Annotated in this window: 10 protein-coding genes; 7 read left to right on the forward strand and 3 right to left on the reverse strand. The window is 43.6% G+C overall.

What is annotated here, in order from left to right; genetic code table 11:
• The first annotated feature begins 73 nt into the window (after nt 1-73).
• Both WDM69_RS04690 and WDM69_RS04695 read left to right on the forward strand, forming a co-directional pair.
• Nucleotides 74-1,519 carry an L-serine ammonia-lyase gene (locus tag WDM69_RS04690; RefSeq protein WP_338755875.1) on the forward strand — a complete coding sequence of 482 codons (1,446 nt, stop codon included), beginning with the start codon at nt 74-76 and terminating at the stop codon, nt 1,517-1,519.
• Nucleotides 1,520-1,606: 87 nt separating this feature from the next.
• The gene (locus WDM69_RS04695) at nt 1,607-2,938 is read left to right on the forward strand and encodes a JmjC domain-containing protein (RefSeq protein ID WP_338755819.1); all 1,332 of its coding nucleotides are present in this window, start codon (nt 1,607-1,609) and stop codon (nt 2,936-2,938) included.
• Nucleotides 2,939-2,975: 37 nt separating this feature from the next.
• On the opposite strand, the gene WDM69_RS04700 is transcribed toward WDM69_RS04695, so the two are convergent.
• Nucleotides 2,976-5,621 (reverse strand): heavy metal translocating P-type ATPase, encoded by a 2,646-nt coding sequence (locus tag WDM69_RS04700; RefSeq protein ID WP_338755876.1) that lies wholly within the window; start codon nt 5,619-5,621, stop codon nt 2,976-2,978.
• A 342-nt stretch (nt 5,622-5,963) separates the two neighbouring features.
• Between WDM69_RS04700 and mrcB the strand changes: the two genes are divergently transcribed.
• From mrcB to purH, 5 genes are all read left to right on the forward strand, one after another.
• Nucleotides 5,964-8,465: a penicillin-binding protein 1B gene (mrcB, locus tag WDM69_RS04705; protein WP_422393272.1), complete on the forward strand. Its 2,502-nt coding sequence runs from the start codon at nt 5,964-5,966 to the stop codon at nt 8,463-8,465.
• Between the two features lie 114 nt (nt 8,466-8,579).
• The gene (prmA, locus tag WDM69_RS04710; protein ID WP_338755820.1) at nt 8,580-9,509 is read left to right on the forward strand and encodes a 50S ribosomal protein L11 methyltransferase; all 930 of its coding nucleotides are present in this window, start codon (nt 8,580-8,582) and stop codon (nt 9,507-9,509) included.
• Between the two features lie 126 nt (nt 9,510-9,635).
• Nucleotides 9,636-10,682 (forward strand): DUF3426 domain-containing protein, encoded by a 1,047-nt coding sequence (locus WDM69_RS04715; RefSeq protein ID WP_158077847.1) that lies wholly within the window; start codon nt 9,636-9,638, stop codon nt 10,680-10,682.
• Nucleotides 10,683-10,793: 111 nt separating this feature from the next.
• A complete protein-coding gene (locus tag WDM69_RS04720) occupies nt 10,794-11,087 on the forward strand; it encodes a helix-turn-helix domain-containing protein (RefSeq protein ID WP_078307004.1) in 294 nt (97 codons plus the stop codon).
• A 128-nt stretch (nt 11,088-11,215) separates the two neighbouring features.
• A complete protein-coding gene (gene purH / locus WDM69_RS04725; protein ID WP_338755821.1) occupies nt 11,216-12,781 on the forward strand; it encodes a bifunctional phosphoribosylaminoimidazolecarboxamide formyltransferase/IMP cyclohydrolase in 1,566 nt (521 codons plus the stop codon).
• 139 nt (nt 12,782-12,920) lie between these two features.
• On the opposite strand, the gene WDM69_RS04730 is transcribed toward purH, so the two are convergent.
• Nucleotides 12,921-14,828 (reverse strand): peptidylprolyl isomerase, encoded by a 1,908-nt coding sequence (locus WDM69_RS04730; protein ID WP_338755822.1) that lies wholly within the window; start codon nt 14,826-14,828, stop codon nt 12,921-12,923.
• A 423-nt stretch (nt 14,829-15,251) separates the two neighbouring features.
• The gene (locus WDM69_RS04735; RefSeq protein ID WP_338755823.1) at nt 15,252-15,527 is read right to left on the reverse strand and encodes an HU family DNA-binding protein; all 276 of its coding nucleotides are present in this window, start codon (nt 15,525-15,527) and stop codon (nt 15,252-15,254) included.
• Nucleotides 15,528-15,679 lie beyond the last annotated feature (152 nt).

The following is a 15,679-nucleotide window of genomic DNA, read 5'->3' on the forward strand; positions in this document are numbered from 1 at the left end:
AATATGCTCAATTGATATGGACAAATTTTTGATGACATCAATATTCTTGCAACACAAAGGACAAGGTGGTTTTATGATACGAGTTTTTGATTTATTTAAAATTGGGGTTGGTCCTTCCAGCTCGCATACCGTCGGACCTATGGTTGCTGCCAATCAATTTTTACAACAGTTACAAGCCAAACACCTTTTAGATGACATCACCCACATATTCATTGATTTATATGGTTCATTGGCAGCGACTGGCAAAGGGCATGCCACCGACACCGCCATTTTGCTTGGGTTGCTTGGGCATGAACCTAAAACCATTGATACGTTAAGAAAAGAAGAATACCTTGCTCCTGTGATGCGTGAACAAGTTTTATTGCTGGCAGGACAAAAAGCCATTCACTTTGACTACGAACAAGATTTACATTGGCATGATGATACGGTGATGCCTTATCACCCCAATGCCTTAACCATCACCGCCAAACTTGCCAATGATGAGCAATATCAACAAACTTACTATTCAATCGGTGGTGGGTTTGTGCTAAATGCCGATGACATCTCCCACGCCAACGACACAGTCATCGAAGACAACGCCAACCAAGACCCGTATCCTTTTAGTACGGCTGAGACTTTACAACAGCTTTGTGAAACCCATCATATGAGCATCAGTGAATTGGTCATGGCAAATGAGCTACATTACCGTAACCGTGGCGAAATAGAATCTTATCTTGATGACATCTGGGCAGTGATGCAGCAATGTGTCAAAAATGGCTACCAAGATGAGGGTATCTTGCCAGGTGGGCTGCAAATCAAACGCCGTGCCAAGGCCTTACACGATAAGCTACAGCAAGAAAAACAACAAAACCACAACCAAAACGACTCGCTTGTGGCGATGGATTGGGTGGATTTATACGCCATCGCTGCCAATGAAGAAAATGCCAATGGTGGCAAAGTGGTTACTGCCCCAACCAATGGGGCTGCTGGCATCATTCCAGCGGTGCTGCATTATTATCGTGATTTCATCGCAAGCTTTAGTCGTCAAGGGGTACATGACTTTTTGCTGACCGCCACCGCCATTGGTAGCTTGATAAAACAAAATGCGTCCATCTCTGGGGCGGAAGTGGGCTGTCAAGGGGAAGTGGGGTCAGCGTGTGCCATGGCAGCAGCAGGTCTCACTCAAGTGCTGGGGGGCGATGTTTCACAATGTCTGAATGCGGCTGAAATTGGCATTGAGCATAATTTGGGCTTAACCTGTGACCCCATAGATGGGCTGGTACAAGTACCTTGTATCGAACGCAACGCCATGGGGGCTATTAAATCTATCAATGCCGCTCGCTTGGCACTCAGGGGCAACGGTCAACACTTTGTGTCCCTAGATAAAGCCATTTTAACCATGAAGCAAACTGGAGCAGACATGAGTGATAAATATAAAGAAACCGCCAAGGGTGGGCTTGCCATCCACGCCAAAAGCCTTGCTAAAAACATCATTCCAACGGCAACAGTTGGGGTAACTGTGAATTATAGTGCGTGTTGATTTTATAGTGCGTGTTGATTTAATTAAAATTAAAACCCAGTTAAAAACTCACCCAAAATCTGATATTAATTAATGCAAGAAGCCACCATGCCCAATACCATGCCCAACCACCAAAACACACCACCTAACCTGCCACCTTGCCTACCCCAAGGCATGAGCATTGACACATTTTTACACGAATATTGGCAAAAAAAACCCCTGCTTATCAAAGGTGGTCTGCCTGCTTTAATGGGCAAATATGAGCCAAATGACATCATACAATTGGCTCAATGTGATGGTGTGAATGCTCGGCTTATCCGTCAATATCCCAAGCAAAATCCCAAGCAAGCACAGTCAGACAGCCCAAATACATCTGGCAAGTTATGCTGTCAAGACCATCATTGGACGCTAGACACCAGTCCACTCACCGACCAGCATTTTGAACAATTACCAACGCTATGGACGCTACTTGTACAAAACATGGAACAATGGTCGTATGAGCTTGGTGAGATGTGGCAAGCGTTTGACTTCATTCCACAGTGGCAACGTGATGATATTATGGTTTCTTATGCCCCTGTTGGTGGCAGTGTTGGCAGGCATTTTGATGAATATGATGTGTTTTTAGCCCAAGGTTATGGCACACGGCGATGGCAGTTAGGTAAGATGTGCCAAGTTGATGATAAATTTATCCCCAACCAACCCATTCGTCTATTAAAGGACATGGGAGAGATTATTTTTGACCAAATACTAGAAGCTGGTGATGTGCTGTATGTGCCACCCAAGCTATCACATTATGGCGTGGCAATGTCTGACAGTTTAACATTTTCATTTGGCTTTCGCCGACCCAACATGACGCAACTTTTAGACAACTTAGCCGATGTGGTAACGGATTTTGATGCACTTGATGCTTATCATGCCAGCCCATCATCATTGAATTTATCTTCACCTTTTATCATGCCACAATCAACCCAAGCCGTCGGTGAGCTAAGCCAAGACAGTATCCATGTTTTAAAAACCAACTTAATTGAGTGGCTAAAATCAGAACAAGGCGGTGCTGTGTTTACCCAAAGCATCGCTGAATTGGTCAGCCGTCGCCAATATGACCTGCTTGGCATGGAAAATGACATCTCAATAGATGAGCTGATAACCCTGCTACAACAAGGTCATCTGCTTAAGCCTGACCAAAACAGCCGTCTTATTTATGTGTGTCATGAGCATGATAACAGTGGCAGTCTTAATAGCAGTGGCAATCATAACAATCATGATGGCCACATCACTTTATACGCCAACGGACAAGCTCTAAGCGATTTAACCGACAGCGACATCAGACTGTTAAAACATCTTGCTGATGGCAAACCCCTAAGCTGGCAACAGTTAAAAGAGCTACCCACCAGCAAACTCAAGGAATGGTTAGATAATGGTTGGGTATGGGTGGATTAAAACATGTGGATTAAAACATCTTTAGATAGGTGTTTATTTATCTTCTTAATGCATTGACCACCACCACCAATGAGCTGACTGACATGCCAATGGCAGCCAACCAAGGTGGTACATAGCCCAATCCTGCAGGCAATAGTACCATCGTGTTGTAGCCAATTGCCCAAGTTAGGTTTTGTTTAATCTTGCGTTGTGTGCTGTCCGCCATCATTTTGGCAGCAACCAAAACTGCCAAATCCCCTTGCAATAACAAACTGTCGCTAGACACTTGAGCCAAATCTGCTGCCCCCACCATGGCGGTAGAAACGTCAGCCGCTGCCAACACAGGAGCATCATTGATGCCATCGCCTATCATCCACACCTTACCACCTTGCTTTTGAATGGCTTGTAGATGACTGACTTTATCGGTTGGGCTTAAGCCATGAGCAACCTTATCCATACCAAGCTCTTGAGCAATGCCCAATGCTTTATCATTGGGGTCTCCAGTCAACATCAGCACCTGTAATCCTAAACGTTGTAGCTTTTGTATGCTGTCTTTTGCCTGTGGTCGCAAGGTGTCATTAAAATCAAACCAAGCAAGTAACTGCCACTGATTGTCTATTTTTTGTGATAACATGACTTGATGATTGCCCATCAAATCATTGGGATTAGCCAATTTGATGGCTTGAGCAAAATGATGGTCATCTGCATCATGTTTATCCAGCACAAAAGTAACATGACCAATGCGATACAAACCACCCTCAATCATCGCTTCAACCCCACCACCAGCATGGTGTTGCAGGTTGTCTGTCTTAGGCAAATGTTGTTGATGGGCGGCGGTCAATAAAGCATGAGCAATGGGGTGGCGGCTGCCCACTTCCAATGCCGCCGCCATGCTCACCAAAGCCATTTTATCCAAGCCTTGACGATGGGCAATATCGGTTAAGATGACGTTAATCAGATTGGGCTTACCCATGGTGAGTGTGCCAGTTTTATCAAAGGCCACATGGGTTACATTTGCTAAAGTCTCAAGCGTATGCCCTCGTGAATTCACAAAACCCAGTTGTGCCAAACGATTGGTTGCCACAGTCAAAGCGATGGGGGTAGCCAATGATAAAGCACAGGGACACGTTGCCACCAGCACCGCCACCGTTGCCCATATTGCTTGAGCAGGGTCTATCCAATACCACACAAAAAACACCAACAGCGACAACACCAACACCCGAGACACAAACCACCTTGCCCATTGGTCTGCCTTTTGAGCAATTTGGGGTTTTTCGCTCATCGCTCGCATCATTAAACGGTCAATGATGCTGATTTGGCTGTTTTGTGGTAAAGCGGTTACCAACATTTTAAAAGGTTGGCTGTCATTTTGTGAGCCACCGATGATGTCATCACCTTGATGCTTATGAATTAAATCACTCTCACCTGTGAGCAAGCTTTGCGACACACTGGCATGATCGCTTAATAACAGACCATCTGCGATGATTTGCATGCCAGCATCAATTTCAATCACATCACCAATTTGCAAGCTTTTATCTGTAACTTCAATCACTTCATCAGCAAAGACAGTGGTGATTTTGTTGCCAGCTGATGGTTTTGCCAAAATATTTTTAACCAAGCGGTCTGTCAATGCCCTGATTTGAGCATTTTGTTGAGTATTGTTTTGTTGAGTATTGTGCTGAGCATTTGACAACGCAAGTTGCTCTAAATAAGCACATGTCAGCTCATTTGCCTGCCCCAACCTTCTGACCACAATCGGTTCAATCACCACCAAATCATTGCTCATGTTAACAGCTTTTAGGCGAGCATTATGCTCAACCATACGACCTGCCAGCAAAAAGAACACAAACATACTCACTGAGTCATAATACGTCTGCCCTGTGCCTGTTACCGTTGCATAAAAACTGGCAACAAACGTTACCACCAACGCAATACTGACAGGCACATCCATGTTCACTTGCCTTAGCCGAAGTGCCGAATAAGCCGACTGATAAAATGGCAAACCCGCATAAAAGAACACTGGCACACTGACAAATAACGACACCCACCGCAAAAAATCCCGTTGCAACAACTGCATGCCACGATATTCACCAAAATACAACGCCACTGCAAACATCATCGCTTGCATTGCCCCCAAGGCAGCAATGCCAAGACGTATCATCATTGCTTTATTTTGCCGAGCCAACATCGCTTCGTGGGTATCTTGGCGATAAGGTTTGGCATCATAGCCGATTTGATGAATGCGATGTAAAATATCACTGATGGCGATGGCGTCTTCATTCCACACCACCTGCATTCGTTGATTGGTCAAATTTACCTGACAGCGTTTTACCGCTGATAACTCTGCCAAGCGACTTTCAATCAACCAGCCACAGGCTGCACACCTAAGCCCACTAACCGACAACTGTGCCACTGACAAACCATCTTCTTGATAAACAAACTGTGCCTTAACGTCGTCATGGTCATAAGCTTGCAAGCGAGACAACTCACTGGGCAAACTGGCGGTACGGCTGATTTCGCTGCGATCAAGATAATACTGCTCAAGCCCTGCTTCAACAATACTTTGAGCGGCTAACTGACACCCCAAACAACACATTAACCGATTTTCACCCAACACATGGGCGATAAACGGTGGTGTTGGCAGAGGCTCACCACAGTGAAAGCAATGCCCATCATCAGGCAATATCAAGCCTTGCAATTTCACTGGGTCATGTTGACTTAAGGCCGTTTGGCTGGTTTGGACGGTGCTATTTATGGTGCGATTCACGGTGCAATTCACAATGACATGATGATTGGGGTTAAAATTGGGGTTAAAATTCTTAGAATTAACATTAAAAGACTGGGCTTAAAAAAACTCAAACATAATGGACACATCAAATCAATAAAAACGGGGGTGATAAAAACGATTATTGAGCAACTGATGATTAAATTTGTCAATAAAATCAATAGAGTAATACAAACCACAACAAACCACATTGAAATAAAAGCCAAATTGCGTCATCATAACACCGAAAAACCCACAGCCCAAAACCATGACATTAAAACCATGACATTAAAACCACCAAAATTCAAATCAAAACCGCTCATACACTCTTCATACCCAAAACGCCCATACCCCCACTTGCCACAACAACAGCAGGGCATGGTCATTGGATTTTTGCTGTTGATTGGCATGATTGTGTTGATGGTGTTGTTTGTATTTTACATGATTACCCTTGACCGTACCATCACTGCTAAATTTGAAGGCAAACGTTGGAATATTCCAGCTAAAGTGTATTCTAAGCCCTTAGAATTATATCAAGGGGCAACGGTTGCTGATGACGTGATTGACCAATGGCTTGAGTTGCTGAATTATCAAAGCAACACCAACCATCAACGCACAGGTACCTATCATAAAGATAAAAATACCTATGTCATTCACACTCGTGGATTTAGCTACAGTGGCAGTGACCAAGACCAACCACAAATCATCAAATTGCGTATCAATGGCAATAAGATTGACAACATTCAAAGCACCCTACCCAATAAATCAGGCATCATACGCCTTGAACCTGTCAATATCGGTGGCATCTATCCTGACAACAACGAAGACCGAGTGGTGATAAAATTACAAGACGTGCCACAACCCTTAATTGATGCACTTATCAGCACCGAAGACCGCAGTTTTTATCAGCATAAGGGTGTGTCTTTGCGTGGCATTGCCCGAGCCGTGGTCAATAACTTTTCTGGACAGTCGATGCAAGGTGGCTCAACCATCACCCAACAGTTGATAAAAAATTTCTATCTCAATTCAGAACGCACCTTAAGCCGTAAAGCCACCGAGGCGTTAATGGCGGTGTTGTTAGAAGTTCATTATGACAAAAATGAGATTCTACAAACCTATCTCAATGAAATTAATTTAGGGCAAAATGGTAACCGCTCAATCAATGGCTTTGGCTTGGCATCGCAGTTTTATTTTAATCAACCGTTAAATGAAATCCGAGTTGACCAGTACGCCCTACTGGTTGGTTTGGCAAAAGGACCGAGCCACTACAACCCAAGACGCAACCCAGAGATTGCCTTAAAGCGTCGCAACGTGGTGCTAAATAACATGCTAATCACAGGCAAACTGTCACAAGTTGATTATGAAAAAGCAATTAACCAACCACTCGATGTGGTCGATAAGCCAAGTGTGGGCAAAAGTCAGTTTCCTGATTTTTTAGATATTGTTAAACGTGAGTTAAACAGCGTCTATCATGCCAAAGATTTAAAGAACGAAGGTTTACGCATCATCTCAACCTTAGACCCCATTGCCCAAACGGCAGCAGACACAGCGGTCAGCAAACAGCTAAAAACCTTAAGAAAATCTTCAAAAAAAACCAAAGAATTACAAGGGGCATTGGTCAGTGCCAACCCACAAACAGGTGAAGTGGTTGCTGTTGTGGGCAGTGGCAGTGAATTTACAGGCTTTAACCGTGCGGTTGATGCCAATCGTCAAGTTGGCTCATTGCTAAAACCTGTCATCTATATGACCGCTCTACAAAGTGGCAAATACAATCTGGCAAGTTCAGTAGACGACTCACCCATCTCCATCAAACTTGGCAATGGCGATACTTGGACACCAAAAAACCATGGCGGTGCAAGCCACGGACATGTGGCTTTTACCAGTGCTTTGGCAAATTCATACAATCAAGCTGCCGTGCGATTGGGCATGGAATTTGGTATCGATACTTATCTTAAACAGCTGCAACGCTTAGGCATTAAAAAACAGATGCCTGCCTACCCATCTACGCTATTGGGGTCAGCAACCTTAAGCCCCATGGACATGCTTGGCGTGTATCAAGTGTTTGCCTCTGGTGGTTTTCAAACACCGCTACACAGCATTCTCTCAGTAACCGATTCACAAGGGCGCATTCTACAACGCAACACCCTAAAAACCAGACCAAGCGTTCCTCAAGATGTCAGCTTTTTAACCAATTATGCCTTACAGCAAGTGGTCAAAGATGGCACAGCCAAAGCGGTCAATAAGCTTGGCAAAAACCTAAATTTAGCAGGCAAAACAGGCACAACCAACGACCATCGTGATGCGTGGTTTGCAGGATATAGTGGCAACTATGTGACTGTGGTGTGGGTTGGACGGGACGATAACCAACCCATTGGGTTAAGTGGCAGTTCTGGCGCATTGCCATTATGGACAGATTACATGGGCAGACTCAAACTAACCCCTGTCAACTTGCCACAACCTGACAACATCGAATGGGTTTGGCTAGAAAATAACGACGGCTCTTTATCTAACGAAAAATGTGCCAACGCTCGCTACTTGCCCGCTTTAAGCAAATACATTCCCACAACCGCCAGCGAATGTGCCATCAATCTATACCAAGAAGAACAACTGCAACAGCAATGGTTGCAAGAAGAGCAAGATGAAGCAAGGCAAGACCAGCAAGCAGGTGATGATGAAAACAATGATGTCATTGATAATGAAAACGCACCAATCAACGATGACCCAAAGACCAATACCTCATCAGCGACGGATACTTGGTACGACAAGGCGTTAGAATGGTTTTAGTCCAACCTTATCAAAAGTTGTCAAAATAAAAACAGAGCATCAGCCCAACCATGCCCATTTTTTAAGCTTTTTTATATATTTTTTCATATTTCTTTTTCATATAAGGACATCTCAATGCCTTGGCAACAACTCAACTTTCAATGCCCAAAATCTGACACCGACATTGCCGAAGCACTGCTCATGCAAGCAGGAGCATTGTCTATTTTACTCAATGATGCAGGCGATCAGCCTTTGTTTGAGCCATTACCAGGTGACTCCCCCTTGTGGGACAACGTCATCATTTCAGGTATTTTTGCCATTCCCACCGATGATTTAACCAATCCTTCTGATTTTGAAGATTTGGCCCAAAAAATCGCCAGTCATTTGACTACCAGCAGAGTTTGGGTGGACTTACTGGCAGATAAAGACTGGGAGCGTGAATGGATGAGCCAGTTTGAGCCCATTCATTGCTGTGAAGGGCTATGGATAGTCCCTGAATGGCTTACCCCCCCAGACCCTACCGCCATCAACATCATGATGGACCCTGGTTTGGCATTTGGCACAGGCTATCATGCCACCACCCGACTTTGTCTTGATTGGCTCAACCAACAACCGCTACATAACAAAGTGGTGATTGACTATGGTTGTGGCTCTGGCATCTTAGGCATCACCGCTTTGATGATGGGGGCAAAACATGTTTATGCGGTGGATATTGACCCACAAGCAGTACTGGCAACCCAACAAAACGCCAAGCGTAATCATGTTGATGGGCGTATCAGTGCCTTTTTACCACAACAATTTGTTACATTTTGTGAAAATAACACTGACTTTAAGGGTGATTTGATAACCGCCAATATCCTTGCCAAACCATTAATCGAATTAAGTGGTTATTTTGCCAACCTGCTCAGCGACAAAGGACAGGTGGTCTTATCTGGCTTGTTATATGAACAAGTTGAGCAAATTCAGACCGCTTATGCTCCATATTTTTATTTAGATGATGCTTACCGCTTCGATAATGAGGAAGATAAACATTGGGCAAGGGTGTCTGGTCAGATAATTGTTTAACCAGATAATTGTTTAACATACTAGAAACATTGCTTAACATCTGTTAGGATATTTGCTATATTCGCTTGATATTTTATGGCGAATGGTCATTTTCTTAATAGGCATTTATTGGGAAACTGTATTCATATGACTCAAGACGCACAAAAACACAGCCCCATTAATACTGACATTACCAATGCTGACATTGCCGCCACGACAAAGACGACAAAATCAGCGTCATCATCTTCTGGCAACAACCATGACATGATGATATCTGATGACATGATATCCGATGACATGGAAATGCCATACGACAGCGAAGAAGACAGCTTTGGTGATTTAGAAGACATGGACGCATGGCTTGAACAACAAAAACGACAGCTACAGCCCAAAGAACCCAAAGAAGATACTCCCAACATCAACACACAAACAGAAAAAAAACAAAAAGTTGTCCGCTTTGCCAGTGAAGACAAACCCAATGATTTATTTAACCATGGCAATGGTACAAACTCTGATGGCACTGATGATTGGCTACAGGCCTTGTTATCTGATGACAACCACCAACAAAAACACCCACACATTGCACCAGATGCCGACGACTTATCCAACCTGATGGCAGAATACGGCGTAGATACCGAATACGAACAAGCCCTGAATAATGATGATGTGCTTGATAAAATCAACGAACGCCTTGCTTCTAACCCAAAAGCTCAACCCACCATGGGCAAACCTCTGCTAACGCAGTTGATATGGGGGGTTGGTTGTCTGTTGTTAATTGCCCTTATGTGGGTACAATATCTGATATTCAATGTCGATAGGCTAATGACCAATCCAGATTATGCCAATAAAATTCAAGGGCTATGCTCAGCGTTATCATGCAGTTTACCCAGCACAGATTTAAGCCAGCTCAATATTCAAAGTGGGTTTCGACCCAGTAGCGTCAACACCACCGCTCAACACAGCGATGTGTTAATTGGTCTAGAAAACCAAGCCAATAACGAGTTGATTTATCCCAATGTGAAAGTGTCCTTGTCAAACGGTGAGCAACTGCTTGGACAGTTTATTGCCACACCGCAAGATTATCTCACCATCGCACAAAAACGCATGGGTGCTAAGCAGAGTAAAGTCATCATGTTTACCGTACCTATCCCTGCAAGTGGTGTCGGCGAGGTGCAAGTTGAGCCATTTTATTAACACACTATTTTTTGTTAACACACGCTTATTGGCACATTTAAAGTTGTATGTAAAGCAGTTGTATTTAAAGCAGTTGTATTCAAAACAATCATATTTAAAGTAGTTATGGACATGTCAGACTCTATCAGCACTGCCTTATTTAACCAACACACCACCAGCACACCGCCCATTGTTCAGGCCACCACACTGGCAAGCTTTACCGAACAGCGGTTACAGGATTATTTTTTACAACTTGATGGCAACAAGCCCAGCCAACTTTATGAGATGGTCATTCAACAAGTTGAGCAACCACTCATCAAAGTGGTGTTACAACAAACTCACAATAACCAAAGCGAAGCTGCTAAAATTCTTGGCATCAGTCGTGGCACATTAAGAAAAAAAATGGCGTTGTTTGGCATGTTATGAACATGATACCATGGGGCTTGGTTTTAACTTTAGTTTTCATTTTAACTTTAATTTTTTTATCTCGGTTTTTTTATTTTACCGCCACTTGGCGGTTATTTTATTCACTCCAATAAAGGGCAATTAACGGTATGACCCAACCCATCGCATTGTTATCCGTGTCTGACAAAACAGGCATTGTTGAATTTGCCAAGCAGTTGCAACAACTTGGCTTTCGCATTTTATCCACTGGTGGCACACAAAAGCTGTTAACACAAAACGACATCAAGGTTACCGAAGTCTCTGAACACACAGGTTTTGCTGAAATGATGGACGGACGGTTAAAAACCTTACACCCCATCATTCACGGTGGCATCTTAGGCAGGCGTGGCATTGATGATGCGGTGATGTCTCAGCATGGCATTGATGCCATTGATTTGGTGGTGGTGAATTTATATCCCTTTGCCCAAACCATTGCCAATCCCAATGTGAGCATGAGCGATGCCATCGAAAACATCGACATTGGTGGCCCTACCATGGTCAGAGCGGCCGCTAAAAATCATCAGTCAGTCGCCATCATCACCAACCCCAACGATTATGACAACGTCATCAATCAGCTCAAAAACAAGGGTTTAGATGAAGCCTTTCGTTATCAATTAGCGGTTAAAGCTTTTGAACACACCGCCCATTATGATGGCATGATTGCCAGCTTTTTGGGCAGTCGCTCACACGATGGCCATGATAAAAAACCCTTTGCCAACACGTTAAACCTGCAATTTCTCAAGGCGCAAGACCTACGCTATGGCGAAAATCCCCACCAACAAGCCACCTTTTATGTTGAACATGAAGCCAATGAAGCTTGTATCGCCACCGCCAAGCAATGGCAAGGTAAAGAGTTGTCTTATAACAACATCGCCGATACCGATGCCGCTTTAGAATGTGTCAAGTCATTCTCACAATCTGCTTGCGTGATTGTCAAACACGCCAATCCTTGTGGCGTTGCGGTCAATGTTGACCAACTTCGTGCGTATCAAACGGCTTTTGCCACTGACCCAGAGTCAAGTTTTGGTGGCATCATCGCTTTTAATCGCCCACTGACCAAAGTAACCGCCCAAGCCATCATTGACAATCAGTTTGTGGAAGTCATCATCGCCCCAAGTTTAGAAGACGGTGTGTTAGACATCACCGCCAGCAAAAAAAACGTGCGGATTCTCACCTGTGGTGCTTTACCCATTCCACACGAACGCTTGGCTTTACTGGATTATAAACGGGTAACAGGGGGGCTTTTGGTACAAGAGCAAGACCTTGATAACATCAGCATCGATGAGTTACAAGTGGTGAGCAAAGTCAAGCCAACTGACGCTCAATTACAAGATTTGCTGTTTGGCTGGAAAGTCTGTCAATATGTCAAATCCAATGCCATCATCTATGCCAAAGACTTACGCACCATTGGCATTGGGGCAGGACAAATGAGTCGAGTAAATGCCGCCCGCATTGCCAGCATCAAGGCAGAACACGCCAATCTAACCACCAAGCAAGCAGTCATGGCATCAGATGCGTTTTTCCCGTTCAGAGATGGCATTGACAATGCGGCAGCAGTGGGCATCACAGCAGTCATTCAACCAGGTGGTTCAATACGTGATGATGATGTGATTGCAGCGGCTGATGAACATGGCATGGCAATGGTGTTTACAGGGGTGCGTCATTTTCGCCACTAATACCATCACCCATCTTAACCCATTAATCCATCTTAAAAAGTCAAAGGACAGCAAATTGCTGTCCTTTTTTTAACCATTTTTTAGCGATGTCCACATCAGATTGTTCATTAAACTGTTCATTAGACGGCTTATTAAACGGTTAATGCACCAGTTGCTGCAACGCATTATCGTGATAGGTAATCTTGTGGTTTAAACGCAGATATTCCAAATAATCCTGCATTTGGTCTTGCCCAACGTTATCACGGACATTCATCGCCACAGCTTGCGTTTCCTCTTCACCCAGTTGACTGACATTGGTTTGTTGCATGGGAGCTAATGCCATCACACTGGCTCCTGTGTCCGTCATGGTTGCCACGCCCATGACATCGTTTGTCTGTTCTTGATTTGCCTGCCCTTGTGCTTGCCCAATGTTTGATTTACCTTGAGAAAATGCCAACTGCTTTTCATGAACGTTTAACAATGGGGTTTGTCTGGTAACATCACCCAATGCCATTAACCCCATATTTGCCAAATCTGTTGAAGATTGATTGATGCGGGCAGCAAGTTGTTTGGCATCTGCCAATGCCAGCTCACTGGCTTTTTGTTGCGTCAATGTTTGTCTGATAAGCGGGGTTGCCTGTGCTAAGGTTAATGGCTTGACAGGTTGATGATTGCTTGATTGTACCCACACCACGCCATCAGAAAGCTCAATGCTGGTCGATACCGACTGGTCTTGTAGGGCAAATTCATCAAAGGCCGTCTTTATCACCACAGGTTGTGCCAATGCTGTTTGGTTATCTTCTTTGGGATAGTTTTTGATGTGATTGACCTTGATATTCAGCTGTTTGCCAATGTCATTGATGCCATAGCCATCGGCAGCCAGCTGATTGATTTGGATTAACGCATCATCATAAGCCATTCTGGCTTTATAAGTTTTGGCTTGTTGTTCAAGTTTGGGATGAAGTTCCTGAAAACTTGGCATATTTGGTTGATTGTCTGAGGTAATGACAAACAAATGATAGCCAAATTGAGTCTGTACTGGCTCACTGACCTCGCCCACTGCCAGCCCATCAAGGACTTTAGCCACTTTATCACCGTCATCAGCAAACAACGCACGGCTGAAATTCCCAATCGCACCGCCATCTGCTCCTGATGGGTCATCTGATGAGGTTTTTGCCAATTTAGCAAAGTCTTCTCCTGCATCGATTCGTTGTTTCAGCTGATTGGCTCGTGCTTGTGCATCTTTACCAGTCAGTAGGATTTGGCTTAAATGACGCTGTCTATTGGCATCATATTCTTGTTGATACTGCTCATATTGTTGCTCAATGTCTGCCTTGGTAACCTGCACATTGGCATAATCTTGTGGGGTGATTTTAATATAGCTTAAATCTACGGTCTCCACGCTATTGATGTCATTATGATGTTGCTGATAATAATCTTGAATGTGTGAATCTAAAACACGCACCTTGTCTTGATAATCCTGCCAAGCAAAGCGTTTTAACCAAACTTCACGACTCTCCATCTGTAAGCCAATCAGACGCTGTACCGCACTGATGGGATAAATGGCAGTATTGACAATGCCTCTATTTAGCTGATCCAATACGATTTGTTGGCGATATTGAGCAAACAGCTGATTTTTATTCATGTGTTGCGAACGTAAAAAATGTTCAAATAATTGGTTAGAAAAATTGCCATCTGCATCTAAAAAGTTGGGGTTTTGTTGTAGCAATCGAGTGATGGTGGCATCAGACACGCCCAAGCCCAATTTGTTCACTTGTTGCTCTAGCATGGCTCTGTCCACTAAGCTTTTAAGCACTTGACTTTGTAGCACATCTTCATGGATAAGACCAGAATCCACACCGCTGTCTAAGATGGTTTGTCGCTGTCTTGTCATCATTGCCTGCAATTCAGAGCTGGTAATGCTTTTATCACCGACTCTGACAACTTCATTGGGGTCAACTGAGCCATGAATATAAGACTCAATGCCCAACAATGCCATGGGTGATAGCACCAATATCAATATGATACGACCCGGCCAGCTTTTTAAAAAATCTCTTAATTTATCCATATGCCTAACTGCTTAGCTCTCTTACTTGGTTTTTTACTTGGTTTTTTAATTTAAAACAACATCAAACAGACAATAACATCACATTATACCTTGAAATGACTAAGCAAGAAATGCCTTTAATATCATCTTTCATGTCATAAACAAGCAATGTCATCAAGTCTGCTCATTTGGACATCATCATTTAACCTACGTTTAACCCACGTTTAACCTGCATTTAACCTGCATTTAGCCTGCATTTAACCCATTGTTTTAACGTTAACTCATGGTTAACCTTATCACCTTAAGCCAATGCCAACATAACAAAAACGCACCGACTTGGGGTGCGTCTTTATCTTTATTTGACTGACTAAAACTTTAAGCAAAATAAGCAAATGACATGATTTATTGCCACTTAATTATTGATTGGTCATTGTTTATTGGTAACTATTTATTGGTACTCTCTTTTAGCGTTTTACCTGCTTTAAAGCTCGGTATCTTGCTGGCTGGTATGGGAATTTCTTCGCCAGTTTTTGGGTTACGACCTGTGCGGGCTTTTCTTTCTTTCACACTAAACGTGCCAAAACCAACCAATGACACACTGTCGCCTTCTTCTAGTGCTTGACCAACGGTGTCAATAAAAGCGTTCAACGCTTTGGTTGCGTCAGCTTTGCTGATGTCAGCTTTTTTTGCGATGCTGTCGATTAATTCAGATTTATTCATAACAGTTCCTTAAAAATGATGGTCTTTAAAATCATGGGGTGAAACATTGTACCGCCACAGGGGTAAGAAAGCAATGCTTTTGCTACATTAGCTTTTGCTACATTAAGGTGTGTCCATATCTGATGCCTTAAGTGGGCTTAAGCAGATTTAAG

Origin of the sequence: Lwoffella lincolnii (genome assembly GCF_037201985.1) — a bacterium.
Taxonomy (GTDB): domain Bacteria; phylum Pseudomonadota; class Gammaproteobacteria; order Pseudomonadales; family Moraxellaceae; genus Psychrobacter; species Psychrobacter lincolnii.

Excerpts from the sequence above, each read along its gene's own strand:
- WDM69_RS04690 (WP_338755875.1), top strand. The coding sequence starts at position 74 with ATGATACGAGTTTTTGATTTATTTAAAATTGGGGTTGGTCCTTCCAGC.
- WDM69_RS04695 (WP_338755819.1), top strand. The coding sequence starts at position 1,607 with ATGCCCAATACCATGCCCAACCACCAAAACACACCACCTAACCTGCCA.
- mrcB (WP_422393272.1), top strand. The coding sequence starts at position 5,964 with ATGACATTAAAACCACCAAAATTCAAATCAAAACCGCTCATACACTCT.
- prmA (WP_338755820.1), top strand. The coding sequence starts at position 8,580 with ATGCCTTGGCAACAACTCAACTTTCAATGCCCAAAATCTGACACCGAC.
- WDM69_RS04715 (WP_158077847.1), top strand. The coding sequence starts at position 9,636 with ATGACTCAAGACGCACAAAAACACAGCCCCATTAATACTGACATTACC.
- WDM69_RS04720 (WP_078307004.1), top strand. The coding sequence starts at position 10,794 with ATGTCAGACTCTATCAGCACTGCCTTATTTAACCAACACACCACCAGC.
- purH (WP_338755821.1), top strand. The coding sequence starts at position 11,216 with ATGACCCAACCCATCGCATTGTTATCCGTGTCTGACAAAACAGGCATT.
- WDM69_RS04730 (WP_338755822.1), bottom strand. The coding sequence starts at position 14,828 with ATGGATAAATTAAGAGATTTTTTAAAAAGCTGGCCGGGTCGTATCATA.
- WDM69_RS04735 (WP_338755823.1), bottom strand. The coding sequence starts at position 15,527 with ATGAATAAATCTGAATTAATCGACAGCATCGCAAAAAAAGCTGACATC.